This window comes from Lysinibacillus sp. NPDC056232 (assembly GCF_042267565.1).
Taxonomy (GTDB): domain Bacteria; phylum Bacillota; class Bacilli; order Bacillales_A; family Planococcaceae; genus Lysinibacillus.
In genome coordinates, this window is the sequence record NZ_JBHJTF010000009.1 from 86,798 (window position 1) to 110,558 (window position 23,761).

At 39.4% G+C, this 23,761-nt stretch carries 30 protein-coding genes; 1 reads left to right on the forward strand and 29 read right to left on the reverse strand.

Features of this window, described 5'->3' with window-relative positions; all coding sequences use genetic code 11:
- Position 1 precedes the first annotated feature (1 nt).
- From atpD to wecB, 9 genes are all read right to left on the reverse strand, one after another.
- Entirely contained in the window at positions 2-1,417 is a 1,416-nt protein-coding gene (gene atpD, locus ACFCYJ_RS09470; protein WP_376073610.1) for a F0F1 ATP synthase subunit beta, read from the reverse strand.
- A gap of 49 nt (positions 1,418-1,466) precedes the next feature.
- Positions 1,467-2,324, reverse strand: coding sequence for an ATP synthase F1 subunit gamma (atpG, locus tag ACFCYJ_RS09475; RefSeq protein WP_376073611.1), 858 nt, complete (start codon positions 2,322-2,324; stop codon positions 1,467-1,469).
- A 47-nt stretch (positions 2,325-2,371) separates the two neighbouring features.
- The gene (gene atpA / locus ACFCYJ_RS09480) at positions 2,372-3,880 is read right to left on the reverse strand and encodes a F0F1 ATP synthase subunit alpha (RefSeq protein ID WP_053596444.1); all 1,509 of its coding nucleotides are present in this window, start codon (positions 3,878-3,880) and stop codon (positions 2,372-2,374) included.
- A gap of 28 nt (positions 3,881-3,908) precedes the next feature.
- A complete protein-coding gene (locus ACFCYJ_RS09485; protein ID WP_376073613.1) occupies positions 3,909-4,445 on the reverse strand; it encodes a F0F1 ATP synthase subunit delta in 537 nt (178 codons plus the stop codon).
- The gene (atpF, locus tag ACFCYJ_RS09490) at positions 4,442-4,963 is read right to left on the reverse strand and encodes a F0F1 ATP synthase subunit B (protein ID WP_376073615.1); all 522 of its coding nucleotides are present in this window, start codon (positions 4,961-4,963) and stop codon (positions 4,442-4,444) included. The genes ACFCYJ_RS09485 and atpF overlap by 4 nt, the downstream gene beginning before the upstream one ends.
- Before the next feature lie 173 nt (positions 4,964-5,136).
- Positions 5,137-5,349, reverse strand: a complete 213-nt coding sequence (atpE, locus tag ACFCYJ_RS09495; RefSeq protein WP_049668022.1) for a F0F1 ATP synthase subunit C — start codon at positions 5,347-5,349, stop codon at positions 5,137-5,139.
- A 63-nt stretch (positions 5,350-5,412) separates the two neighbouring features.
- A complete protein-coding gene (gene atpB, locus ACFCYJ_RS09500; RefSeq protein WP_376073616.1) occupies positions 5,413-6,135 on the reverse strand; it encodes a F0F1 ATP synthase subunit A in 723 nt (240 codons plus the stop codon).
- Positions 6,136-6,171: 36 nt separating this feature from the next.
- Positions 6,172-6,543 (reverse strand): ATP synthase subunit I, encoded by a 372-nt coding sequence (locus tag ACFCYJ_RS09505; protein WP_376073618.1) that lies wholly within the window; start codon positions 6,541-6,543, stop codon positions 6,172-6,174.
- Between the two features lie 518 nt (positions 6,544-7,061).
- Positions 7,062-8,183: a non-hydrolyzing UDP-N-acetylglucosamine 2-epimerase gene (gene wecB / locus ACFCYJ_RS09510; RefSeq protein WP_376073619.1), complete on the reverse strand. Its 1,122-nt coding sequence runs from the start codon at positions 8,181-8,183 to the stop codon at positions 7,062-7,064.
- Positions 8,184-8,440: 257 nt separating this feature from the next.
- Between wecB and ACFCYJ_RS09515 the strand changes: the two genes are divergently transcribed.
- Positions 8,441-8,584 carry a hypothetical protein gene (locus ACFCYJ_RS09515; RefSeq protein ID WP_376073620.1) on the forward strand — a complete coding sequence of 48 codons (144 nt, stop codon included), beginning with the start codon at positions 8,441-8,443 and terminating at the stop codon, positions 8,582-8,584.
- A gap of 22 nt (positions 8,585-8,606) precedes the next feature.
- Here the strand turns inward: ACFCYJ_RS09515 and upp are convergent, their stop codons facing one another.
- From upp to rpmE, 20 genes are all read right to left on the reverse strand, one after another.
- Positions 8,607-9,236 carry a uracil phosphoribosyltransferase gene (upp, locus tag ACFCYJ_RS09520; protein WP_376073621.1) on the reverse strand — a complete coding sequence of 210 codons (630 nt, stop codon included), beginning with the start codon at positions 9,234-9,236 and terminating at the stop codon, positions 8,607-8,609.
- Positions 9,237-9,361: 125 nt separating this feature from the next.
- On the reverse strand, positions 9,362-11,512 hold the full coding sequence (locus ACFCYJ_RS09525; RefSeq protein WP_376073622.1) for an EAL domain-containing protein: 2,151 nt from the start codon (positions 11,510-11,512) through the stop codon (positions 9,362-9,364).
- A 385-nt stretch (positions 11,513-11,897) separates the two neighbouring features.
- Positions 11,898-13,139: a serine hydroxymethyltransferase gene (gene glyA / locus ACFCYJ_RS09530; RefSeq protein WP_376073624.1), complete on the reverse strand. Its 1,242-nt coding sequence runs from the start codon at positions 13,137-13,139 to the stop codon at positions 11,898-11,900.
- A gap of 58 nt (positions 13,140-13,197) precedes the next feature.
- The gene (locus ACFCYJ_RS09535) at positions 13,198-13,740 is read right to left on the reverse strand and encodes a TIGR01440 family protein (RefSeq protein WP_376073626.1); all 543 of its coding nucleotides are present in this window, start codon (positions 13,738-13,740) and stop codon (positions 13,198-13,200) included.
- A 105-nt stretch (positions 13,741-13,845) separates the two neighbouring features.
- Positions 13,846-14,283 carry a ribose 5-phosphate isomerase B gene (gene rpiB, locus ACFCYJ_RS09540; protein ID WP_376073627.1) on the reverse strand — a complete coding sequence of 146 codons (438 nt, stop codon included), beginning with the start codon at positions 14,281-14,283 and terminating at the stop codon, positions 13,846-13,848.
- Positions 14,284-14,912: 629 nt separating this feature from the next.
- Entirely contained in the window at positions 14,913-15,035 is a 123-nt protein-coding gene (locus tag ACFCYJ_RS09545; protein ID WP_376073629.1) for a hypothetical protein, read from the reverse strand.
- 62 nt (positions 15,036-15,097) lie between these two features.
- The gene (locus ACFCYJ_RS09550; RefSeq protein WP_376073631.1) at positions 15,098-15,241 is read right to left on the reverse strand and encodes a hypothetical protein; all 144 of its coding nucleotides are present in this window, start codon (positions 15,239-15,241) and stop codon (positions 15,098-15,100) included.
- The gene (locus ACFCYJ_RS09555; RefSeq protein WP_376073633.1) at positions 15,222-15,344 is read right to left on the reverse strand and encodes a hypothetical protein; all 123 of its coding nucleotides are present in this window, start codon (positions 15,342-15,344) and stop codon (positions 15,222-15,224) included. Before ACFCYJ_RS09555 ends, ACFCYJ_RS09550 begins: the two co-directional genes overlap by 20 nt.
- A gap of 83 nt (positions 15,345-15,427) precedes the next feature.
- Entirely contained in the window at positions 15,428-15,550 is a 123-nt protein-coding gene (locus ACFCYJ_RS09560) for a hypothetical protein (RefSeq protein ID WP_376073629.1), read from the reverse strand.
- Between the two features lie 165 nt (positions 15,551-15,715).
- Positions 15,716-15,859, reverse strand: coding sequence for a hypothetical protein (locus ACFCYJ_RS09565; protein WP_376073635.1), 144 nt, complete (start codon positions 15,857-15,859; stop codon positions 15,716-15,718).
- Between the two features lie 62 nt (positions 15,860-15,921).
- The gene (locus tag ACFCYJ_RS09570; RefSeq protein ID WP_376073637.1) at positions 15,922-16,065 is read right to left on the reverse strand and encodes a hypothetical protein; all 144 of its coding nucleotides are present in this window, start codon (positions 16,063-16,065) and stop codon (positions 15,922-15,924) included.
- 257 nt (positions 16,066-16,322) lie between these two features.
- Positions 16,323-17,606 (reverse strand): methyl-accepting chemotaxis protein, encoded by a 1,284-nt coding sequence (locus tag ACFCYJ_RS09575; RefSeq protein WP_376073638.1) that lies wholly within the window; start codon positions 17,604-17,606, stop codon positions 16,323-16,325.
- A gap of 8 nt (positions 17,607-17,614) precedes the next feature.
- On the reverse strand, positions 17,615-18,055 hold the full coding sequence (locus tag ACFCYJ_RS09580; RefSeq protein ID WP_376073639.1) for a low molecular weight protein arginine phosphatase: 441 nt from the start codon (positions 18,053-18,055) through the stop codon (positions 17,615-17,617).
- Positions 18,056-18,079: 24 nt separating this feature from the next.
- Positions 18,080-18,577 (reverse strand): manganese efflux pump MntP, encoded by a 498-nt coding sequence (locus tag ACFCYJ_RS09585; RefSeq protein ID WP_376073641.1) that lies wholly within the window; start codon positions 18,575-18,577, stop codon positions 18,080-18,082.
- 306 nt (positions 18,578-18,883) lie between these two features.
- The gene (locus tag ACFCYJ_RS09590) at positions 18,884-19,918 is read right to left on the reverse strand and encodes an L-threonylcarbamoyladenylate synthase (RefSeq protein ID WP_376073643.1); all 1,035 of its coding nucleotides are present in this window, start codon (positions 19,916-19,918) and stop codon (positions 18,884-18,886) included.
- A 101-nt stretch (positions 19,919-20,019) separates the two neighbouring features.
- Positions 20,020-20,619 (reverse strand): stage II sporulation protein R, encoded by a 600-nt coding sequence (locus ACFCYJ_RS09595; protein ID WP_376073645.1) that lies wholly within the window; start codon positions 20,617-20,619, stop codon positions 20,020-20,022.
- Positions 20,620-20,663: 44 nt separating this feature from the next.
- Positions 20,664-21,524 carry a peptide chain release factor N(5)-glutamine methyltransferase gene (gene prmC / locus ACFCYJ_RS09600; protein ID WP_376073646.1) on the reverse strand — a complete coding sequence of 287 codons (861 nt, stop codon included), beginning with the start codon at positions 21,522-21,524 and terminating at the stop codon, positions 20,664-20,666.
- The gene (gene prfA / locus ACFCYJ_RS09605) at positions 21,511-22,587 is read right to left on the reverse strand and encodes a peptide chain release factor 1 (RefSeq protein WP_376073648.1); all 1,077 of its coding nucleotides are present in this window, start codon (positions 22,585-22,587) and stop codon (positions 21,511-21,513) included. The genes prmC and prfA overlap by 14 nt, the downstream gene beginning before the upstream one ends.
- Positions 22,588-22,790: 203 nt before the next feature.
- Complete coding sequence (locus tag ACFCYJ_RS09610; protein ID WP_376073650.1) at positions 22,791-23,363, reverse strand: thymidine kinase; 573 nt, start codon at positions 23,361-23,363, stop codon at positions 22,791-22,793.
- Positions 23,364-23,481: 118 nt separating this feature from the next.
- The gene (gene rpmE, locus ACFCYJ_RS09615) at positions 23,482-23,685 is read right to left on the reverse strand and encodes a 50S ribosomal protein L31 (RefSeq protein WP_010857976.1); all 204 of its coding nucleotides are present in this window, start codon (positions 23,683-23,685) and stop codon (positions 23,482-23,484) included.
- Positions 23,686-23,761 lie beyond the last annotated feature (76 nt).

Genomic DNA, 23,761 nt, shown 5'->3' on the forward strand with positions numbered 1-23,761 from the left:
ATTAAACCTCTACGCCCATGCTTTTCGCTTTTTCAACCACTTCATCAATAGATCCAACTAGACGGAAAGCATCTTCTGGTAGGTGATCCCATTTGCCATCAAGGATTTCCTTGAATGAGCGAACAGTTTCTTTAACAGGTACATAAGAACCTTTTTGACCAGTGAATTGTTCCGCAACGTGGAAGTTTTGAGATAAGAAGAATTGAATACGACGAGCACGTTCTACTGTTTGTTTATCTTCATCAGATAATTCATCCATACCTAAGATAGCAATGATATCTTGTAATTCACGGTAACGTTGGATTGTACGTTGTACGCCAGTAGCGATTGCGTAGTGCTCAGCGCCTACGATTTCTGGTGATAAAGCACGAGAAGTCGAAGCTAATGGGTCAACCGCAGGGTAGATACCCATTTCTGATAATTTACGCTCAAGGTTAGTAGTTGCATCTAAGTGGGCGAAAGTTGTAGCCGGAGCCGGGTCAGTATAGTCATCGGCTGGTACATAAATCGCTTGAATAGAAGTTACAGAACCTTTGTTAGTAGATGTGATACGTTCTTGTAATTTACCCATTTCAGTTGCAAGTGTTGGTTGGTAACCTACCGCAGAAGGCATACGACCTAATAGGGCAGAAACCTCAGAACCTGCTTGTGTGAAACGGAAGATATTGTCGATGAATAAAAGTACGTCAGCACCTTGCTCATCACGGAAGTATTCTGCCATTGTAAGACCAGTTAATGCTACACGCATACGTGCACCTGGTGGCTCGTTCATTTGACCGAATACCATCGCTGTTTGCTTGATAACGCCTGAATCGCTCATCTCGAAGAATAAGTCGTTCCCTTCACGAGTACGCTCACCTACACCAGCGAATACAGAGATACCTGAGTGCTCTTGTGCGATGTTGTTGATTAATTCTTGGATTAATACAGTTTTACCTACACCGGCACCACCGAATAGACCGATTTTACCACCTTTAATATATGGTGCTAATAAGTCTACTACTTTGATACCTGTTTCAAGAATTTCAACTGTAGTTGAAAGTTCATCGAAAGTTGGTGCTTCGCGGTGAATTGAATCACGACGAACGTCAGCTGGAATCTCTTCACCTAAGTCGATTACTTCTCCAAGTACGTTGAATACACGACCTAAAGTAACTTCACCAACTGGTACTGAGATAGCTTTTCCTGAGTCTGTTACTGCTGCTCCACGTTGTAAGCCATCAGTAGATGACATTGCAATTGTACGAACAGAATCATCACCTAAATGAAGAGCAACTTCTAATGCAAGAATTGTTGGTTCTTCATTAGGACGTTCAATCTTAACTGTTAGTGAGTTATAGATTGCTGGTAATTGGCCATTGTCAAATTTTACGTCAACAACTGGACCCATTACTTGAATAACATGTCCTTTATTCATTACTGTGTATCCTCCTATCGTATTCTTATACGACATTGGGAAGCTGGGCCTATTCTAAGGCTGCAGCTCCACCAACGATTTCTGTAATTTCTTGTGTAATCGCCGCTTGACGTGCACGGTTATATTGCAATGAAAGGTCTGAAATAAGATCAGATGCGTTATCAGTTGCATTTTTCATAGCCGTCATACGAGAAGCATGTTCACTTGCTTTTCCATCTAATAATGCGCCGTAAACTAAGCTTTCCGCGTATTGTGGAAGTAATACTTCTAGAATTGCTTCACCAGATGGCTCAAATTCGTAAGAAGCATTACTGCTAGCAGGTGCAAGATCCGTTAATGGAAGAAGTTTTTTCTCTGTCACTTCGCTAGCAATAGCGCTGACAAAGTGATTGTAGTACATATAAAGTTCATCATACGTACCATCAGTGAACATACCAACAGCTTTACGAGCGATTTCTTTAATATCAGCAAATGTTGGTTGGTCCGGAAGACCGACAACATCGCTGATGACATTATGATCACGTTTCACAAAGTAGTCACGAACAACACGACCTACTGCTAAAATAACGTATTCGTCTTTTGATTTATGACGCTCGTCAATTGTACGTTGTACTTGACGTAGGATACTTGAATTGTAAGCACCTGCAAGACCACGGTCAGAACCAATGACTAAGTAAGCTGTTTTCTTAACAGGACGAGCAGTTAACATTGGATGTCCACTGTCTTTTGTCCCTGAAGCGATTGCGCCTACTACGTCCTGAATTTTTTCCATGTAAGGAACGTACGCTTTAGCGTTTTGCTCTGCACGACGTAACTTGGAAGAAGAAACCATCTGCATCGCTTTCGTAATTTGTTTCGTACTCTTTGTAGAATTAATACGACCTTTTATTTCGCGTAAGTTTACCACTGATATTTCACCACCTTTTGTTTTTTAATCAAGTGACTAGCTCGAACTTATTCTGATTTAGCGAAAGTTTTTTTGAACTCAGTTAAAGCTGCTACGTAATCAGCATCAGGAGCAAGTTCTTTTGTAGTACGAACGTGATCTAAAACGTTTGTGTGGTTTGTTTCTAACCAGCTTAAGAATTCACCTTCAAAGCGAACGATATCTTGTACTGGAATATCATCTAAGTGACCTTTAGTTAATGCATAAAGGATAGCAACTTGCTTTTCAACTTTAAGTGGTTTGTTTAGGTCTTGTTTAAGCACTTCAACCGTACGTTTACCACGCTCAAGTTTAGCAAGTGTGATTTTATCTAAATCTGAACCGAATTGAGCAAATGATTCAAGCTCACGGAATGCAGCTAAGTCAAGACGTAGAGTACCCGCAACTTTTTTCATCGCTTTAATTTGAGCAGATCCACCTACACGTGATACAGAAAGACCGGCGTTAATCGCTGGACGTACACCTGAGTTGAATAAGTCAGATTGTAAGAAAATTTGTCCATCAGTAATTGAGATTACGTTAGTTGGGATGTATGCAGAGATATCCCCAGCTTGTGTCTCAACGAATGGAAGAGCTGTAATAGAACCATTTTGATATGTTTCATTTAACTTCGCAGCACGTTCAAGTAAACGGCTGTGTAAGTAGAACACGTCACCAGGGTATGCTTCACGACCTGGAGGACGGCGTAGAAGAAGTGAAAGTTCACGGTAAGCTGATGCTTGTTTAGAAAGATCATCATACACGATTAATACGTGCTTACCTTGTAACATGAATTCTTCTGCCATAGAAACACCAGCAAATGGTGCTAAGTATAGTAATGGAGCTGGTTGAGACGCAGCAGCAGTTACAACGATTGTATAATCTAATGCACCGTGCTTACGTAACGTTTCAACTACACCACGTACAGTTGATTCTTTTTGACCGATAGCAACATAGATACAAATCATATTTTCACCAGTTTGGTTTAAGATTGTATCGATTGCTACTGATGTTTTACCAGTTTGACGGTCACCGATGATTAACTCACGTTGACCACGACCGATTGGTACTAAAGCGTCAATCGCTTTGATACCAGTTTGTAGTGGTTCGTGTACTGATTTACGAGCCATTACACCGAAAGCTGGACTTTCGATTGGACGAGATTTTGTTGTGTTGATTGGACCTTGTCCATCCACTGGTTGACCAAGTGGGTTTACAACACGGCCAATTAGTTCTTCACCAACTGGTACTTCCATGATACGACCTGTACGACGAACTTCATCGCCTTCTTTGATGTCAGCATATGGACCTAGGATTACGATACCAACGTTACCTTCTTCTAGGTTTTGAGCCATACCCATAACACCGTTAGAGAACTCTAAAAGCTCTCCAGCCATGGCGTTGTCGAGGCCATGAGCAAGTGCGATACCGTCACCAATACGGATAACTGTACCAACTTCGCTTACTTTAAGTTCAGATTCATAATTCTCAATCTGTTGTTTAATCAGACTGCTGATTTCTTCAGCCTTGATGCCCATGTATGTCACCTCTCACATTTCTAAATTATTAACCGATTAATTCACGTTTTAGGCGCTCAAGCTTGTTCGCTACTGAGCTATCATAAATATGATTACCGATTTGAACACGAATACCACCAAGAAGCGATGGATCAATTTCGTTTGTAATGTTTAATGATTGTTTCCCTACAAGTTTCGCAAATGTTGCAGAAATATTAGCGCTTTCTTCAGCAGAAAGTGCACGAGTAGAGAATACTGTTGCATCTGCAGTACCTTGTGCCTGTGCAGCAAGCTCAGCATATGCGTTCGCAATAAGCTTCACTTCGTTTACACGTTTTTTCTCAACAAGTAGTTGAACTGTGTGTAAAACATCTGGAGTTGCACTTGCAAAGATTTCAGCTACCATTTGTTTCTTACGTTCGATAGAGAACTTAGGAGCATTTAAAAGTGTTAAAAAATCAGGAGATTCTTTGACTACTTTTGTTAGCTCGTTTAAGTCTGCTCCAACTTCAGCAAGAATGTTTTTTTGTTGCGCTAATTCAAAAAGCGCTTGTGCGTAACGTTTTGCTACAGTTGAATTACTCATCGAGCTTCCCCTGCCTTCGCAATCGTCTCTTCAATTAGAGCACGGTTGTCAGCCTCAGAAATTTCTTTGCTAAGGACTTTAGATGCTGCAAGTACAGATAATGAAACGACTTCATCACGTACAGCTGCAATAGCTTTTTCTTTTTCAGACTCAATTTCACGTAAAGCCGATTCTTTTAAGCGGTTTGCTTCATTGCGAGCTGCAGTAAGAATTTCTTCTTTTTGCACTTCGCCTTGCTTCTTAGCGCCTTCAACAATCGATTGTGCTTCCGTACGAGCTTCTTTAAGAAGGCTCTTTTGTTCTTCTAAATATTGGTGCGAATCTTTGCGGGCTTTTTCAGCTGCTTCGATTTCACTAGCTACTAATTCTTCACGTTGTTGCATGATGCCCATAAGTGGACCCCAAGCGAACTTTTTAAGTAAAAGCATTAACACTAAGAAGATCACTAATGTTGCGGCGATATCGCCACCATTGAAACCTGGCTCAGCGCTGCCTAGTACAAGATAATCTAAAAACACGATTGTTTCACTCCCTTCAAGAGCTTTGACTTCAACATAATAAATTAATTATTTGAAAAACTACCTATTTTAAAAAGCTATATTTACACATAGCTTTTATCAGTTCCAAAATGAATGGCGAAGTTTCATCTGGAGATTCCTGCTTCGCCACTAGAATTCAGTATACAACTGAATTATTTGTTCATTACGATGAATGCGATTACAACTGCGATGATTGGTAGGGCCTCAACTAATGCTACCCCGATGAACATTGTAGTTTGAAGAACGCCACGTGCTTCTGGTTGGCGAGCGATACCTTCTACTGTTTTTGAAACGATAAGACCGTTACCGATACCTGCACCAAGTGCACCTAGACCGATTGCGATTGCTGCTGCTAATAAACCCATTTGAAAATTTCCTCCTTGGAATTGTTTGTTTTTTTGGTTTAAGCATAATATTTATGCTTTATATTAATGGTCATCGCTCACTTTATGAGCCATGTAAACCATTGTTAACATTGTGAAGATAAAGGCTTGGATAAAGCCGATGAAAATAGAGAAACCTTGCCATGCCATCATTGGAACAATTGCCCCGATGAATCCAACAGCACCTGATGCTGCTAGGCCTGCGATTAAGCCAAGTAAAATCTCACCTGCATAAATGTTACCGTAAAGACGAAGACCTAATGTTAAAGTGTTCGCAAACTCTTCAACGATTTTTAGCGGGAACATGAATGACATTGGTTTGAAGAATGTACCAACATAATGGCCTGTCCCCTTCATTTTAATACCATAGAAATGTGTTAAGGCTAAAATCATTGCTGCAAGAGTCATTGTAACAGTTGGGTCGGCTGTAGGAGATTTCCACCAAAGTTCGCCGTCATAGACGATAGAGAATGGAAGACCTAATAAGTTAGATACAGCGATAAACATAATTAACGTGATACCTAAAATATGGAATCGTCCACCAGTTTTCCAGTCCATATTGCTTTTGATGATGTTCTTTACGAAATCCATAATCCATTCCATAAAGTTTTGCATACCTGTAGGTTTTAACTTTAGGCTTCTAGTTGAGATAAATGCAATTAAGAAAACGATTACGGCTGCAACTAGTAACATCATAACAGTTGAAAGGTTGAATGTTAGAGTAAACAAACCGAAATCAACTACTTTTAATGGAGCTTCATGATTCATTGTTATTTTTCACCTCTCTTTCTAATTTAAAGCACATTAGCGGTTCCTTACATGTGACACAATTCTCTCGACAAAGAGAAAAACGTACGGAATCATTAGCCCTATGACCGTGCTAATTAAGTGAAAATAGTTTGGCAACGAAATGGCTAGAGCGACTGCCGCTACACCTGATCCAAAGCGAAGCATTGTACCAAGTGAGCCTATTTTCTTCCCTTCACTAATGGATCGATCAAACTTCTCCATACGGCGAACTAAAATCCAAAAATTATACGTACCAAAGAATGCACCGCTTGCGATGCCCGCAAAAAACGTCTGATAGGGCGTAAATCCCCAGCCTAATGCACAGAGTGCGAGCAAAAAAAATAACGCTCTCTTCTGCACAGCAAAAATGTGATGCAAATCTAGCATTGGTTTGTAATCTCCTGAATCATTTTTTCGAGTAAAGAAACATTTGCTGACCACTATGTGAAATCAGAAAAGAGCAGTGAAAAACACTACTCACAGCGGAATAGTAACGGGAGAGCGTCATTTTGAAATTACAGGTGTAAATCCAAAAAAATATCTTACACCCCGAAACGCACAAAACGTTGCAAATCGACAGTTTCTGGTTTGAACTGTCAATTTAGTAGAAACTTGATGTAACAAGTGTTTCAACCACTATTTACGAATAGAAACCCTTATCATTCTTACCCTTTGTAAGCATACAATAGGAGATATTTGAAGTCAATTAGTAAAGGAGAAAAACTTCACAGCCACTATACTCTTGTCAAATTGTTGACAAATTTGTGTATGAAAATTCATAGTTTCAAAATCATGGTTCACGTTTGTGCAAAAAAAAGCTAATTTACGACACATATATGCTCGTAAATTAGCCCACCTATCACGATTAGTACATTAGACTCATTTTTCATTTTCGAAAAGGGATATTACTTGCTTTTTTGCAAAAATCCTAGAAGAGCCTTCACAATACGTTCAGAAGCATGTCCATCACCATAAGGATTTGACGCTTTCGCCATTGCTTCATAAGCATTTTTATCTTCTATTAATTGCTTAGCTAAAGAGTAGATTGTTTCTTCTTCCGTTCCTGCTAGCTTTAGAGTCCCTGCTGCAATACCTTCTGGGCGCTCTGTTGTATCTCTAAGTACTAAAACTGGTTTACCTAATGAAGGTGCTTCCTCTTGGACACCACCAGAATCCGTTAAAATCATATAAGAATTAGCCGCAAAGTTATGGAAATCGAAGACCTCAAGAGGTTCAATTAAATGAACACGCTTATGATCTCCTAAAATTTCATTCGCTATTTCTCGTACAGCTGGGTTCATATGGACTGGGTAAACAACCTGTACATCCTCATGCTCTGCTAAAATTCTAGTAATCGCTCTGAACATATGACGCATAGGTTCACCTAGATTTTCACGACGATGTGCTGTTAATAAAATCATACGATCCGAACCTATTTTTTCTAACACAGGATGTGTGTAATGTTCACTTACTGTTGTCGCTAATGCGTCGATAGCTGTGTTACCTGTGACAAAAATAGTTTCAGAGTTTTTATTTTCATCTAAAAGGTTTTTCTTTGATACTTCTGTCGGCGCGAAATGAAGGTCAGCCATAACACCTGTTAACTGGCGATTCATTTCCTCTGGGTATGGTGAATACTTATTCCAAGTTCGAAGACCTGCTTCCACATGTCCGATAGCAATTTGGTTATAAAATGCAGCTAAGCTTGCAATGAAAGTTGTTGCTGTATCGCCATGTACTAAAACAATATCTGGTTTCGCTTCTTTCATGACTTTGTCCAAGCCTTGTAATGCATTCGTCGTCACGTCAATTAATGTTTGACGATCCTTCATAATATTCAAATCGTAGTCAGGTGTAATTTTAAATGTTTCTAAAACTTGATCGAGCATTTGGCGATGTTGGGCTGTTACCGTCACAATCGACTCTATTTGCTCAGGATGCTTTTGTAATTCCAATACTAGTGGGGCCATTTTAATAGCCTCTGGTCTCGTACCAAAAATCGTCATTACTTTCCATTTTTTCGTCAAAACGATTTGCACCGTCCTTTGTTATATTTGTATGAAAAGTGCTTTACTTCCATTGATCTGCGTCATATGAGGCAAGCGTCGAACTTCAAGAGAAGTAATTCGCCTAACATACTATGAAACGTCCTTCAATAATGAAGGACGCTCTCAAAAGTTATAAGTTTCCTAAAAATTACATACTAAATCTATTTTTCATTGGCTTATCATCATAACGTGAGGTTGATTTCCGTTCCGACTGGGCGCTTTCCTGGGGGCGTCCGATGAGCCGCTTCGCTTCGCTGCAGGGTCTCATCTGTAACGCTGATCCCCGAGGAGTCGCCCAGTCTCCACTCCAATCAACTTATCATCATGATATACGTTTTAACAAAATGTCATCCCTATTTTCCGTTGGTGAATTTTGTTAATACCATTGAATATTGTTCAGTATTATTTCGTACCGAATAGGCGGTCGCCTGCATCACCTAAACCAGGTACAATGTAGCCATGGTCATTTAATTTTTCATCAAGTGCAGCAATATAAATATCTACATCTGGATGTTGCTCTTGAATTTCTTTTACACCCTCTGGCGCAGCGATTAAGCACATGAATTTAATGCTTTTCGCACCACGTTTTTTCAGTGAGTTGATCGCTTCCACTGCTGATCCACCAGTTGCAAGCATTGGGTCTACAATGATGAAATCACGTTCCTCCACATCTGCAGGAAGTTTTGCATAGTATTCTACAGGTTTTAACGTTTCTGGATCACGATAAAGACCGATATGACCAACTTTAGCAGCTGGAATTAGATTTAATACGCCATCTACCATGCCGATACCTGCACGTAAAATCGGAACAATCGCCATTTTCTTACCAGAAAGTACTTTTGTCTTAGCAATAGTAACAGGTGTCTCAATTTCAATTTCTTCTACAGGCATATCACGTGTAATTTCGAATGCCATTAATGTTGCCACTTCGTCTACTAGCTCACGAAATTCTTTTGTTCCTGTATTCTTATCACGAATATAAGTTAACTTGTGTTGGATTAGTGGATGATCAAATACGTATACTTTGCTCAAAGGGATTCTCTCCTAACCGTTCGGATTCATTTTTATCTCACCTAGTATAACAGAAAAAAGGAGTCGTCTCAAAAATAAATTTGGGACAATTCCTTTTCAAGAATGTTTTCTACATATAATATTGATTATTTATCGAGTATTGCATCTACTTGCTCTATTGTCATTGGTTTGTAATAGAAATATCCTTGTCCAACTGTACAGCCGAGTGCACGTAAAATCTCAACTTGCTCTTTATTTTCAATACCTTCTGCGACCGAAGTCATTCCTAGGTTTAATGCTAATTGAATAATGGATCGGACAATAGCAAGTGTCGCACCATCATCAATAGCATTAATAAAGCTTCGATCTATTTTTAATTCAGTAAACGGCAGTCTTTGCAAATAACTGAGTGATGAGAAGCCTGTACCAAAGTCGTCCACCGACGTTTTAAAACCGTAGCCCTTTAATTCCTGGATAATAGAAAAAGCGGCCTGAAAATCTACTAGGCCAATATTTTCCGTCACCTCTAAAATGATATATTTCGGATCAATATCATATTTCCGGACAAGCCCCAATGTATCCTGTACAAAATTAGCATAGTAAAAATGATCAGGCGAAATATTGACTGCCACCTTCACTATTTTTTTCCCTAATTTTTCGCGCTCTGCTAACCATGAAAGAACAAGCTCTAATATTTGAACATCGATTTCGCGTACCTTTCCCGCACTTTCCGCCACTGGAATAAAGATTGCCGGTGACACAAAACCTAGTTTTGGAGAAATCCAGCGAGCAAGCGCTTCAATACTATGAATTTCACCTGTCCGTAAATCAACCTTTGGCTGCAAATTTACCGAGATCTCTTTATTTTTTAATGCCTGTGCCAAATGGTTTAACACGGTCATTTGTTGCTCAAGCACATCGTTTCTTTCTTGTGTAAATATTTCTGTATGAGTACCTGGTTTATTAGCAGCAAAGGATACCGCATTATCTGCAAAGCGAATCGCATCAGCCATTTTGATCTCATCGTTATATAAAGCAATACCAGTTTTTAACGTAATATAAATTTTCTTTCCACCTATAATGAAAGGCTGACGAATAATCTCTTTTATACGCCTTTCATAATAGAAGAAATCTTCTTCAGATGTCGCATTTGAAATGATTAAACTAGAGCTTGTAAATCTAGCAATATATTCGTTATGCTCATACTTCTCTTCATCTAGACGTTTGGCAATTTGTCTTAAAAGCTCGTCTCCCGCTTCACGACCATATAACTCGACAATTTGATGAAACTCGCTTGGCTTTAAGATTTTGATGTTGCCATTTTGCCTGCACTCTTTTTCTACCTTATTTAAAAAACCATGTCGATTAGGTAGCCCCGTTGTGATATCGATATAGGCTAAATCCCATATCTTTTTTTGCGTTTTTGCATACGAGTATGCCAATGCAACAAGAGCACCGATTTTTCGAAACATGCATTCAAAAACCTTCTGGTCGCTACTATGCTGCTCTAACAATATCGCGAACAGTCCAATTGCTTGCTGTTGTTGATTGTATATCGGCATAAACCATCCAAATGGCTTTTTAGATGCATTAGCAAACATTTTATGTTCTATTGGAATATCAATATCATCCAAGTTCTTCACTAGAATGGATGTCTCCCCTTGCATAACTTTCTTAAAAAAGCCATTGTTTGCACAACACTCGGATAAACCTTTTATTTTATCGTTCCCTCTAAAAATCTGTAATTGATCTGCCTCCGATTTGACAAGTACCATACTTGATATATTCGGCATGAAAAATTCATCTAGACCACTGCAAATAATGCTCATCTTTTTATCAAAGGAATTGTCCTTTTCAATCGCTTCGTACATAGCTTTCTCAAGGCGCATTAAAAACTCCTCGTTGTGATAGTGCGTAACATCCTTTACAAGTACTAAAACAAATAAGGTTTCATTTTTATCATTTTGAAACGGGAGTGCCTGTATCTCTGCCCAAAAAAGAGGTTTATCGAAGCAACTATGGTGCAATTTTGCTTGTACCAGTACTCCGCTATGTATTTTTTGTTTAAACTTTTCAATAGTTGTCTGTTCTTCGTTTGACAACAATGAAAAATAATCGCTATTTATTATTTGCGAATGTGTAGTATTTGTCAGCGTACAAAAAGAATCATTACATTCCAATACGCCATGATTATTTGTCGCATCAAAAATAACGTAGCTTTCTTTAGAATTATCCCCTAATCTACGAATTGTATTTAATAACATTTCATTTTCTATGGACATCGTTTTAGTAACCATACAGCCCCTCCTCCCTCTATCACTTTAAATCCTTCTTACATTGTACATAAAAATTCAATAAATTGTCACTTTTATAAAAAAACACTTCTTCATAAGGACACTATTTGTCTCGCTCTTTTATAATATATCCTTTTATACTAAGTTTATGTAAATAAATTCAAAAATAAAAGTATTTTATTTCCATGCGAGCGAAAAATAACTTATTATCGAAACGCGTGGTTGATTTTCCATTCCACTAAGTCCTTTCTTAGGAGTATCCGTGAGCCACTTTGAGCAGCAGATGGTTTTTGCGCGAAAGCGTAGCGGTAGCGGCAGAGCCAACAAAAAAAGCTGCGGTTAAAGTGCAATCTACCACTTTAACCACAGCCTTATCTACTCTATTAAATTATGCGTATAATGGATGTTTGTCCGTTAAAGCTTTTACGCGAGCTTTCGCTTCAGTTTTAACCGCTTCATCTTCTGGGTTTTTAAGAATCGTAGCAATAATTGCACCAACTTCTTTCATGTCTTCTTCATTGAAGCCACGAGATGTTACTGCCGGTGTACCAATGCGGATACCAGAAGTTACGAATGGAGATTCTGTATCGTAAGGAATTGTATTTTTATTTGTTGTAATCCCTACTTCATCAAGTGCGTGCTCTGCTACTTTTCCTGTTAAGCCAAGAGATTTCACATTAAGAAGTAACAAGTGGTTATCTGTACCACCAGATACAATTTCAACACCTTCTGCCATTAATACTTCTGCTAAAGCTTTAGCATTCGCTTTAATTTGTTTTGTATACTCTTTGAATTCTGGTTGTAATGCTTCACCGAATGCAACAGCTTTTGCAGCGATTACGTGCATTAATGGTCCACCTTGGATACCTGGGAATACAGATTTGTTAAGCTTTTGCTCCCATTCTTTCGAAGCAAGGATTAAACCACCACGTGGGCCACGTAATGTTTTATGTGTTGTAGATGTTACAAAATCAGCGTATGGCACTGGTGATTGGTGCTCACCAGTAGCTACAAGACCAGCGATATGTGCCATATCCACCATGAAATATGCTCCTACTTCATCAGCGATTTCACGGAATTTAGCAAAATCGATTTCACGTGGGTATGCAGATGCTCCTGCAACAATTAGTTTTGGCTTATGCTCTAACGCTTTTTGGCGTACATCTTCATAATCGATTACTTGAGTATCTTTTGTTACGCCATATTCAACGAAATTATATAGAATACCTGAGAAGTTTACAGGAGATCCATGTGTTAAGTGACCGCCATGAGATAAATTCATCCCAAGTACTGTATCACCTGGTTCTAAAATTGTGTGGTATACAGCCATGTTTGCTTGTGCACCTGAGTGTGGTTGTACGTTTGCATATTCTGCACCAAAGATTTCTTTCACACGATCACGTGCGATATCTTCCACAACATCTACGTGTTCACAACCGCCATAGTAGCGTTTACCTGGATAACCTTCAGCATATTTATTTGTTAGAACAGAACCTTGTGCTTCCATTACTGCTTCTGATACAAAGTTTTCTGATGCGATTAACTCAATATTTGCTTGTTGACGTTTTTTTTCCGCAAGAATTCCGTCTAATACTGCTTTGTCTTGTACTGCTAATTTTTCGTATGCCATGTTAAAAAGCCTCCTAAGTATAATCATTATTTGTATACCACTGATTTCAGAGGTAATTTTATTTATATACTGCACGCTCTCCGCCAATCAGCTTCGGACGTGTTGTTGCAATTGTTACAACCGCTTCTCCTACCATTCGCACAGAAGTACGAACTGGAACAGCTACTGCCTTTAAATGCATACCTATGAGGGTTTGACCAATGTCAATACCTGCATGTGCTTGCACACCTTCCACAACAACTGGATTTGTAAATTGCGTAAACGCATAAGCGGACATCGAGCCACCTGCTGTACGAACTGGTACAACTGCTACTGGTTCATAACCAAATCGTTCTGCCGTTGTAGCTTCCATTGTAATAGCACGATTAATATGCTCACATCCTTGGAACGCTAGATGTAGTTGATGTTTTTTTGCAAATGCCTGCAACGGCTCAAAAATCGCCTCTCCAATTTCAAGCGCGCCTGCTGTGCCAATTTTCTGACCAATCACTTCAGATGTCGAGCAACCTACAACAAAAATAGTATTTGGTCGTAGGGTTACCTGCTCTTCAAATTCACTGAGTAACTGAGTCAAATGTGTTCGTATTTGTTGTACAACCACTATGCTCAGCCCCTTATTTCTAAATTATTTATGTCACACAGCTAAAAAGCTCTTTGAAGAAACTTTCTAGCGTAGGACATATGTTAACAAACTTAATTGCTTTTCTTATTGCTCAAGCTCAGTGATTTTTTCAATGCGTCGCGTATGACGACCACCTTCAAAATCTGTTTCAAGCCATACTTTAGCGATTTCACGTGCAAGGCCTGGCCCAATAACACGCTCACCCATTGCTAAAATATTTGAATCGTTGTGGCAACGCGTTGCTTTTGCACTAAATAAATCATGTACTAAAGCACAACGAATCCCCTTAACTTTATTTGCAGCAATGGACATACCAATGCCTGTACCACAAATTAAAATACCTTTATCAAATTCCCCGCTAGCAACACCTTCAGTAACTGGTTTTGCATAATCAGGATAGTCTACTGAATCCGCAGATTGTGGACCAAAATCTTCGTAGCTAATATGTAGCTCATCTAACAGCTGCATAATCTCACGACGTAAGTTATTGCCTCCGTGATCAGAAGAAATTGCTATTCTCACTGGGTTCCCTCTTTTCGAAATTATAGTCAACACTAGTGTACCACTTCTCTCCCAAGAATAACATGATTTTTCTTGCATTTTTATGCTGATTTCTCCTAAAAGACGAACGTTTCTTGTAAACTAACATAAAATCATTCACTTTAAGACCTCTTTTCCTGTGGATATTGTGAATATCATGTTGATAAATTCGGATAATCGTCTTTTGATGTAATATTCTATCTTCTAATTTTTGTTTCCTTTTTCAATTACAGTGGACATACTATATCAATATTTTTTCTATGTATTACCAGTATTTGATTGCTCTAACCATCATTTCGATGGTTCTATCCACGCTTTGCGGTTTATCCGCCGCTTCGACTTTTCTTTCCGTCGCTCCCGCAGTTTTATCCGTCGTTACTACTCTTCTTTCCGTCGCTTGACGGACTATCCTTCGTTTCGGCTTTTCTTTCCATCGCTCTTCTCTCTCTATCCGTCGTTACTGCCATTCTTTCCGTCGCTTGACGGACTATCCTTCGCTTCGGCTTTTCTTTCCATCACTTTCCTCTCTCTATCCGTCGCTTAGTCGACTATCCTTCGTTTCGACTTTTCTTTCCGTCGCTTTTCTCTCTCTATCCGTCGCTCCCGCAGTTTTATCCGTCGTTACTACTCTTCTTTCCGTCGCTTGACGGACTATCCTTCGCTTCGGCTTTTCTTTCCGTCGCTTTCTTCTCTCTATCCGTCACTTCCGCAGTTCTTTCCGTCGTTACAGCCATTCTTTCCGTCGCTTGACCTACTATCCTTCGCTTCGGCTTTTCTTTCCATCACTTTCCTCTCTCTATCCGTCGCTCCCGCGGTTCTTTCCGTCGTTGTTGCTCCTCCTTCCGTCGCTTAGTCGACTATCCTTCACTTCGGCTTTTCTTTCCATCACTTTCCTCTCTCTATCCGTCGCTCCCGCAGTTCTATCCGTCGTTACTGCCATTCTTTCCGTCGCTTGGCCGACTATCCTTCGCTTCGGCTTTTCTTTCCATCACTTTCCTCTCTCTATCCGTCGCTCCCGCAGTTCTTTCCGTCGTTACTGCCATTCTTTCCGTCGCTTAGTCGACTATCCTTCGTTTCGACTTTTCTTTCCGTCGCTTTTCTCTCTCTATCCGTCGCTCCCGCAGTTTTATCCGTCGTTACTACTCTTCTTTCCGTCGCTTGACGGACTATCCTTCGCTTCGGCTTTTCTTTCCGTCGCTTTCTTCTCTCTATCCGTCACTTCCGCAGTTCTTTCCGTCGTTACAGCCATTCTTTCCGTCGCTTGACCTACTATCCTTCGCTTCGGCTTTTCTTTCCATCACTTTCCTCTCTCTATCCGTCGCTCCCGCGGTTCTTTCCGTCGTTGTTGCTCCTCCTTCCGTCGCTTAGTCGACTATCCTTCACTTCGGCTTTTCTTTCCATCACTTTCCTCTCTCTATCCGTCGCTCCCGCAGTTCTTTCCGTCGTTACTGCCATTCTTTCCGTCGCTTGGCCGACTATCCTTCGCTTCGGCTTTTCTTTCCATCACTTTCCTCTCTCTATCCGTCGCTCCCGCAGTTCTTTCCGTCGTTACTGCCATTCTTTCCGTCGCTTAGTCGACTATCCTTCGTTTCGACTTTTCTTTCCGTCGCTTTTCTCTCTCTATCCGTCGCTCCCGCAGTTTGATCCGTCGTTACTTCTCTTCTTTCCGTCGCTTGGCCGACTATCCTTCGCTTCGGCTTTTCTTTCCATCGCTCTCCTCTCTCTATCCGTCGCTCCCGCAGTTCTTTCCGTCGTTACTGCCATTCTTTCCGTCGCTTAGTCGACTATCCTTCACTTCGGCTTTTCTTTCCGTCGCTCTTCTCTCTCTATCCGTCACTCCAACAGTTTTATCCGTCGTTACTTCTCTTCTTTCCGTCGCTTGGCCGACTATCCTTCGTTTCGGCTTTTCTTTCCGTCGCTCTTCTCTCTACGGGCATCAGTACAAAGCCTTAATAAAACAAAAAAACTGTAGATAAACTCAAGGCTCACCTGAGTTTATCTACAGTCTAAAAAAATTGCATTTATGCTTGTCTATCAAATTGTTGAATCATTTTGTGCAGCTCTTCTGATTGTTTCTTTAAGCCTTCTGCTAGTTTTTCTACTTGCTCAATTGCGTAGGCTTGTTCTTCTGTTGCACTGCGAACTTCTTGTGCACCTGCTGACGTTTCTTCTGCAATGGCTGCCACTTCTTGAGATTGACGAGCAGTTGTTTCTATATTATGCATTTGTTGTTCAATTAGTGAAGAAATTTCTACAATCGATGTTGCCATTTCGTGTACGCTTGAAGACATGCCTTCTACCGCTGTCGTAGTTTCTGATACGCGGGCAGCTTCTTTTGTCGCAAATGCCACCTGGTGATTCATTTGTTTGACAACAACCTCAACGTTTTGTTGCATGGATTGAATAAGGGACGTAATGCCTTGTACCGCTTTCGCACTTTCATCAGCTAAACCACGAACTTCCTCAGCTACAACTGCAAAACCTTTGCCATGTTCTCCAGCACGCGCTGCCTCAATTGAAGCATTTAATGCTAGTAAATTTGTTTGTGCTGCAATATCGCCAACTAAGCTAATAATACGCTCTACTTGTCCGGCATTTCCCTCTAGTAGACGAATGCTTTCTAATGCCTCATTATTGCCAGCCGCAATTTGTTGAATACTATTCACTAACGTTTCGATCGCTTTTGTTGTTGTCGTTAAATTATGTAGAATCTCTTTGGATTGGGTTGCCGATGCCTCAGCTCTACTATTGACTTCTGTAGCGAGGGCTCTTACATCTTCAATAGCTTCAGCTGTATCTTGTACGGCTGTAGCAGACGCCTCTGCTCCTGAAGAAATATGCTTTACCGTAGAGGCAATACCCTCTGCCTTTTTCGTTGCAACTGCGGCTTCATCAGATAGTTGAATGATCGATTGATTTGTTTGTTGGAAGTTAAGATCTATACTTTCAACCATCTGTCGTAAATTTAATACCATTTGTTGAAATGCCTCTGCAACAGATCGAATTTCATCACTTGTTTTCGGCATTTCTACATCCTGTCCAATTTTCCCTTCTGCCACACGGGAAGCTGAATTTTCAAGTTGCTGTAAAGGTTTAATTAAGATTACACTGAACACCGCGGCCAAAATGCATGACCACGTAATCCCTAACAGATAAGTAATAATTTCAAACATCTTACGGTTGCTCTCTGGGAAGAGGATAGGTTGTAAATATTCGATAAATATAAAACTGATACTGTATGTGATTAGTGCAAGAATACCGACAAATAATATTAGTTTAAGTCGTAAACCAAGCTGCTTTTTCATAGCGACCCTCAATTCTCTTCAATTTTTTTTACTAATCGTTCTATTAATTTCGTTAATTCTGCAAATGTTTCTTGATAAATTCCTATACTACCACCGTAAGGATCTACAACATTTCCGCCACTAACTTCGCTTGTATATTCTTTTAAAGTAAAAACTTTTTGATCAGCATTTGGATAATTAGCAATAATTGTATCTTTATGAGCTGTTGTCATTGTTAAAATTAAATCAGCCCACTCCATTTCAGTTATTGATAATTGTGTTGCTAAATGCTGATGCGTCATATTTGCTTCATATAATACTTGTTGTGCATGTGCAGACATTTCTGCATTTGGCATGGCATATATGCCCGCCGAACGGACCTCTACATTGCCCATTTGTTTATGTTTTAAAATTACCTCTGCCATGGGACTGCGACAAGTATTCCCGGTGCAAACAAATAGTATTTTCATACTTATCACCCTCCATTGATTTCTCTATTGCCGGATAGCAAGGAAACCCATAATAATTAAAAAAATTCCTGTAATGATTTGAAATTTATTGCCAAGTAGGATCTGACTTTTACGCGCAATGACTAATGACCCATAAGAGCAAATAAGTGCACTGACACCTGCACTTATAATAAATACAGTTTTCTCTAAGTTTAGCATACCAAAAGAAACACTTACTGAAAAGGTATCTAGGCTTGCGGTCACGGCTAATAGTATTGGTGAAATTGTAACTTTTTCATCTTTTCGCGAAAATAATAGTAAATGCAAGCCCATACAAAATAACAAAATACTTGAAATCCATTGTCCCCATTCTAAGAGGAAACGCATTAAATAGCTTCCTAATTCGAAACCTAATAACGGGAAGAGCATATGCAAAGCAGCTGTCCATACTGATAAAAAAAATCGATATCTAACATTTGGCATTAATACATATAAGCCAATCACATCTACAGACGTTATTATACCTGCAAGAATTCCCTGCAAGAAAGCACTCCTTCGCTCTCTAATATTTTATCATTTTATGCTCGAAAATACAGTATTATCATAATACAATTTCCTTACAATATGGTGCTAAAAGTCACTCTAACAATGGAGAAGTGGCTTCCGTTATGGTAAAAACTCGCTATGCTTTCTACATCTATAGCTCAAGTACAAAAGACTATGTGGATTTTTATACCGAAAGCGAAGCGTTCATTAACTGCTCACTGCTAATTTGCGAAGGAAAGAAAATCCCACAAAAAATAGTATGCTAGAAGTTACCTCCAGCATACTATTTTATCGGTAGTTTATTTATGGAGTATACCATTTCCCGCCAGCTGCTTTCTCAAGTCGATTCATAATTGCAGCCCCTACCCCATCAGTCGATGTAGTAGTCGCTAAGATTATTGTAGCTGCTGTTTTATCGCAAGCTCTTAGGGCATGGTACAATGTCGCACCCATTTCTTCTTTACTACCAGCTTGTCCTACTGAGAAATAAAAATCAGCCTTGCTGTCAACAAAGCTAGCTGGTGCAAGTAACGCTACTTTTTGCCCTTGCTTTTGTAATTGATATACAGCCTCATGAACTTTCTCCAAATCACAATCAATTAATAGCACAGGGGCGTTAGGAGCATAGTGTGTATATTTCATACCAGGGGCTTTTGGGGTAGTCTCTAATTTCTGCTCTGTTTTTGAAGGTTGCAGTACTGGACCAATCTTAGCCTCTAACATTTCCTTTGTAATTCCACCTGGACGCAAAATTACTGGAGGTTCGTGTGTAACATCTAACACTGTGGATTCGAGCCCAATCCCAGTAGAACCTCCATCTAAAATATAAGGTATGTACCCTCCCAAATCATCCTGAACATGTATGGCTTCTGTAGGACTTGGCTTACCACTACGATTAGCACTCGGCGCAGCAAGTGGCTTTTTTAAATGTTGCAGTAAAGCTAGTGCAACTGGATGATCTGGCATTCGAATCCCGACAGTCGTAAGACCAGCTGTCACACTGTTTGCCAGCACATTTGGCTTTACAGGCATGACAAGTGTCAGTGGACCTGGCCAAAATAAATCCATGCATTTTTTGGCTACTTCTGAAATATGCTCGATATAGAGTTCAACTTCCTCTTTCGTGCCAATGTGGACAATTAGCGGATTGTCTGAAGGACGACCTTTTGCTTCAAATATCTTTTTGACTGCTGTATCATTTGTTGCAACAGCTCCAAGTCCATAAACCGTTTCTGTTGGAAATGCCACGACTTTACCTGCATTTAAGATATCCACAGCCTGTGTATAATTTATCTGACTATTCGCATTACTATCCACAATTTTGCAAACGGTTTCCATAATTAAAACCTTCCTTCAATTATTCGTTTTTACTGAATTATCCACATAATGTTTATAACTTATTAAAAATTGTGCATAAGTTATCTGAATTTGTAAATAATTCATTCAAAAAAACCTTTAATCCATTCCCATATAAAAAATGTAACATGTTCCTTCTCTTCTTTTACTTCTTCTTTCGCTTCTACTTTATCAGGCTCACAAACCGATGGGAATATGCTACACCACCAGTTATCACCACGTGCATCACCGATTTTCACGACAATCGATTGATATAAATTTTGTGGATAAAGCACTGCGTTATGTCTCTTCGGTGGAAATAAGTTATCCCCAATTACAACTTGTGCATGAAGTTGTGGATAATTATTTTTAATTTCCGCTTCAATTTCTTGTTTTAACGAAAGTATTTGCTCGTTATCCACAGTTTTAGCTCCAGCACTAGCTACTAATTGCTTAAAATACGGCTTTAAATTTTTGACAAGCTGTTCTTTTTCAAGCTGATCCTGTGTCGTGTTGCTATTGGCAATCACGCGTATACGAAAATCACTTTCTTGCTCATGATTGCTAGCTTCTTTCGCAAAACCTACTAATGTTGGAATATATAAAATACATAATTGCAATGCAATCGCAATTACTACTAATCTTGCAAAAGCTAAAAAGATATTTTGTTTAGGTAATCTAATAATCTTGTATTCGTTTAACATAAAAATCCCTCCTTGCTCAACATTGTGGGCAAGAAGTAGATACTTTATACATGAATTTCACAAAAAATCATTCGAGGCTTACCGTTTATATCTTTTTCTATCGAAATTGTAGCCTGCGGAAAACTATTTTTAAAGAATTGAGCCACCTGCTCTCCTTGTGTATAACCGATTTCAAGACCAATGAGGGCTGGTTTATTCATAAGGGGTGGAAGCTGTTCAGCCAATTTTCTATATAAAATAAGTCCGGCTTCTTCTGCAAAAAGAGCACTATGTGGTTCATGCTCTAGCACGGTATTTGACATCTCTTTTGCTTCATCAAAAGCAATATACGGTGGATTCGATAAAACGATATCAAATTTCTCACCTGATAGAGGTTTCGTTAAATCCCCTAGTCGAAAATCAATATCCGCCGCTAACCTTTGTGCATTTTCTTGTGCCGTAGATAAAGCAGCTTCGGATAAATCAGTGGCTACGACTGTTAGCTCTGGACATTCTAGCTTCATAGAAAGAGCAATTGCACCACTACCGGTACCGATATCTGCAAGCTTTAATATTTGATTTTTAAATATTTTGTTCATACGATTGATCGTTCCAAGTACTAATTCCTCGGTCTCCGGTCTAGGAATAAGTACTGACTCATCGACCATAAATGAACGACCATAAAATTCTTCACTGCCGACGCAATACTGTACTGGTCTTCCACTCGCGTGCTCTTCGATGAGTTCTTTAAATTTCTCTTGTTGTTCAGTTGTTAATTCGTCTTGAAGGTGTAACATTACTTCTGAATAGCTTGTGCCAAGTATATGCTGCATGACAATACGTGCTGCTGTTTCCTCACGACCATTATCCACTAAAAAAGAAGAAGCCCATTGAAGGGCCTCCATTACATTATTATAGGTCATCATTTAATCGCTCTAACTTCGATGCTTGCTCTTCTAAAATGAGCGTATCAATGATTTCGTCTAGTCTTCCTTCGACGATTTGGTCTAGTTTTTGAATCGTTAAACCAATACGGTGGTCTGTTACTCGGTTTTGTGGATAATTGTATGTGCGAATACGCTCAGAGCGATCGCCTGAACCTACAGCTGATTTACGTGTAGCATCGATTTCTTTTTGTGCTTCTCGCATATACATATCAGCAACACGAGCACGCAGAATTTTCATTGCCTTTTCGCGGTTTTTAATTTGTGATCGTTCATCCTGCATCGATACAACAACACCTGTCGGTAAGTGAGTCATACGTACAGCTGACATCGTTGTATTTACCGATTGACCACCGGCACCAGAAGATGCGAATGTATCCACTCGGATATCTTTCTCATGGATTTCAACATCTACTTCTTCAACTTCAGGTAAGCAAGCTACTGTCGCTGTCGATGTATGAATACGCCCTTGAGATTCTGTTGCAGGTACACGTTGTACACGGTGTGCGCCATTTTCAAATTTGAATTTCGAATATGCTCCTTGACCATTAATCATAAAAATGACTTCTTTATAGCCGCCCATTGCGTTTGGCGTCGCTTCCATTATGTCAATTTTCCAGCCTTGTGTTTCTGCATAACGAGAGTACATACGGAACAAATCACCCGCGAAAATATTTGCCTCGTCTCCACCAGCTGCCCCACGAATCTCCATAATAACGTTTTTATTATCATTAGGATCTTTTGGAATTAATAAAATACGTAAACGTTCTTCTAACTCCTCTTGCTGTTCTTTAAGAAGGTTAAATTCTTCTTTCACCATCTCATGCATATCAGGATCTTTTTCATTATCTAGCATCTCACGTGTATCAGCTAATTGCTCTTTTACACTTTTATATTCACGATAAGCATCTACAGTTTCCTGGATATCTGATTGTTCTTTGGAATATTCACGTAATTTTTTACTATCATTCACAATATCGGGATCACTTAAAAGCTCTGTTAACCTTTCGTAACGATCCTCTACTGCTTGTAATCGATCGAACATGGATTTCACCTCTATTTAGTTTTTTATGAAGTTTGCTCTGTTGTAACTGTCGTATCGTTACTGAAAAAGAGAAACTCTAAATTAGAATTACGCTAAGCGCGTAAAGATTTTTTATAAATATTTTTTATTTCCACTACTTAGTATAAGGAAATTTCCGCACGTATGCTACTTTTTCTTAGCCCTATCAACTGAGCCGTTTTACGTTATAGTGGCGGATGTGCGTGACACTTTCGACAAACTGGATAATAGGAATCATTCCCGCCAATTTGAATTTGATCACCAGTATAAACAGGCTTTCCACTTTCATCAACACGCAAATTCATTGTCGCCTTTTTTTGACAGAACCAGCAAATTGTTTTCATTTCCTCAATCTTATCTGCATATGTAAGCATGTACTGACTGCCTTCAAATAGCTCATTTTGGAAATCGTTTTTTAGACCAAAGCCCATAACTGGAATATCTAACTCATCTACGATATATGCTAACTGCAAAACATGCTCTTTTTTTAGAAATTGTACTTCATCAACAAGCACACAATATGGTTTTACAGCATTGTTTTTTACTAGTTCAAAAATATTTGTATCATCATTAACAGGAATGGCTTGTTGACGTAAGCCTACTCGACTTGAGATATAGCCTACTTCATCTCGCGTATCTATGCCTGGTGTAAACATCATTACAGGTTTTTGTTGTTCTTCATAGTTATGCGCAACTTTTAGAATTTCTATGGATTTACCACTGTTCATTGCGCCATGTTTAAAATATAGCTGTGCCAATTTGTCTTCTCCCTTTCTTCATGTCGATCTGGATACTGAAAAGACTCGCATCAGGGTTTCTTTATTATACTGAAAAAAATACCTGCCAAGCACATGCTTGGCAGGTATTAAACTAACATTAGTTTTTAAGACCGTATTTTTTGTTGAAACGATCCACGCGACCATCAGCAGACGCGAATTTTTGACGGCCAGTATAGAATGGGTGACAGTCGTTGCAGAACTCGACAACGATGTTTTCTTTTACTGAACCAGTTTTGAAAGTATTACCACAAGAGCAAGTTACTGTTGCTTCTTTGTAATCTGGATGAATTCCTTGTTTCATATTCGTTTTCTCCTCTCGCCCTGAACCATCTGGAACAGAGTATTATCGAACTGTACCTTACCTAGCCCGAATATGT

What these genes read in the sequence shown, in the direction of transcription:
- ACFCYJ_RS09590 (WP_376073643.1), bottom strand. Translation starts at nt 19,918, where the DNA reads ATGGAAACCGTTTGCAAAATTGTGGATAGTAATGCGAATAGTCAGATA.
- ACFCYJ_RS09565 (WP_376073635.1), bottom strand. Translation starts at nt 15,859, where the DNA reads ATGGCAGTAACGACGGAAAGAACTGCGGGAGCGACGGATAGAGAGAGG.
- atpD (WP_376073610.1), bottom strand. Translation starts at nt 1,417, where the DNA reads ATGAATAAAGGACATGTTATTCAAGTAATGGGTCCAGTTGTTGACGTA.
- ACFCYJ_RS09595 (WP_376073645.1), bottom strand. Translation starts at nt 20,619, where the DNA reads ATGTTAAACGAATACAAGATTATTAGATTACCTAAACAAAATATCTTT.
- ACFCYJ_RS09560 (WP_376073629.1), bottom strand. Translation starts at nt 15,550, where the DNA reads ATGGCTGTAACGACGGAAAGAACTGCGGAAGTGACGGATAGAGAGAAG.
- ACFCYJ_RS09515 (WP_376073620.1), top strand. Translation starts at nt 8,441, where the DNA reads ATGAGCCGCTTCGCTTCGCTGCAGGGTCTCATCTGTAACGCTGATCCC.
- ACFCYJ_RS09555 (WP_376073633.1), bottom strand. Translation starts at nt 15,344, where the DNA reads ATGGCAGTAACGACGGAAAGAACTGCGGGAGCGACGGATAGAGAGAGG.
- glyA (WP_376073624.1), bottom strand. Translation starts at nt 13,139, where the DNA reads ATGGCATACGAAAAATTAGCAGTACAAGACAAAGCAGTATTAGACGGA.
- ACFCYJ_RS09550 (WP_376073631.1), bottom strand. Translation starts at nt 15,241, where the DNA reads ATGGCAGTAACGACGGATAGAACTGCGGGAGCGACGGATAGAGAGAGG.
- prmC (WP_376073646.1), bottom strand. Translation starts at nt 21,524, where the DNA reads ATGATGACCTATAATAATGTAATGGAGGCCCTTCAATGGGCTTCTTCT.
- ACFCYJ_RS09570 (WP_376073637.1), bottom strand. Translation starts at nt 16,065, where the DNA reads ATGGCAGTAACGACGGAAAGAACTGCGGGAGCGACGGATAGAGAGAGG.
- rpmE (WP_010857976.1), bottom strand. Translation starts at nt 23,685, where the DNA reads ATGAAACAAGGAATTCATCCAGATTACAAAGAAGCAACAGTAACTTGC.
- ACFCYJ_RS09580 (WP_376073639.1), bottom strand. Translation starts at nt 18,055, where the DNA reads ATGAAAATACTATTTGTTTGCACCGGGAATACTTGTCGCAGTCCCATG.
- ACFCYJ_RS09485 (WP_376073613.1), bottom strand. Translation starts at nt 4,445, where the DNA reads ATGAGTAATTCAACTGTAGCAAAACGTTACGCACAAGCGCTTTTTGAA.
- prfA (WP_376073648.1), bottom strand. Translation starts at nt 22,587, where the DNA reads ATGTTCGATCGATTACAAGCAGTAGAGGATCGTTACGAAAGGTTAACA.
- ACFCYJ_RS09525 (WP_376073622.1), bottom strand. Translation starts at nt 11,512, where the DNA reads ATGGTTACTAAAACGATGTCCATAGAAAATGAAATGTTATTAAATACA.
- ACFCYJ_RS09575 (WP_376073638.1), bottom strand. Translation starts at nt 17,606, where the DNA reads ATGAAAAAGCAGCTTGGTTTACGACTTAAACTAATATTATTTGTCGGT.
- ACFCYJ_RS09505 (WP_376073618.1), bottom strand. Translation starts at nt 6,543, where the DNA reads ATGCTAGATTTGCATCACATTTTTGCTGTGCAGAAGAGAGCGTTATTT.
- atpB (WP_376073616.1), bottom strand. Translation starts at nt 6,135, where the DNA reads ATGAATCATGAAGCTCCATTAAAAGTAGTTGATTTCGGTTTGTTTACT.
- atpE (WP_049668022.1), bottom strand. Translation starts at nt 5,349, where the DNA reads ATGGGTTTATTAGCAGCAGCAATCGCAATCGGTCTAGGTGCACTTGGT.
- atpA (WP_053596444.1), bottom strand. Translation starts at nt 3,880, where the DNA reads ATGGGCATCAAGGCTGAAGAAATCAGCAGTCTGATTAAACAACAGATT.
- ACFCYJ_RS09545 (WP_376073629.1), bottom strand. Translation starts at nt 15,035, where the DNA reads ATGGCTGTAACGACGGAAAGAACTGCGGAAGTGACGGATAGAGAGAAG.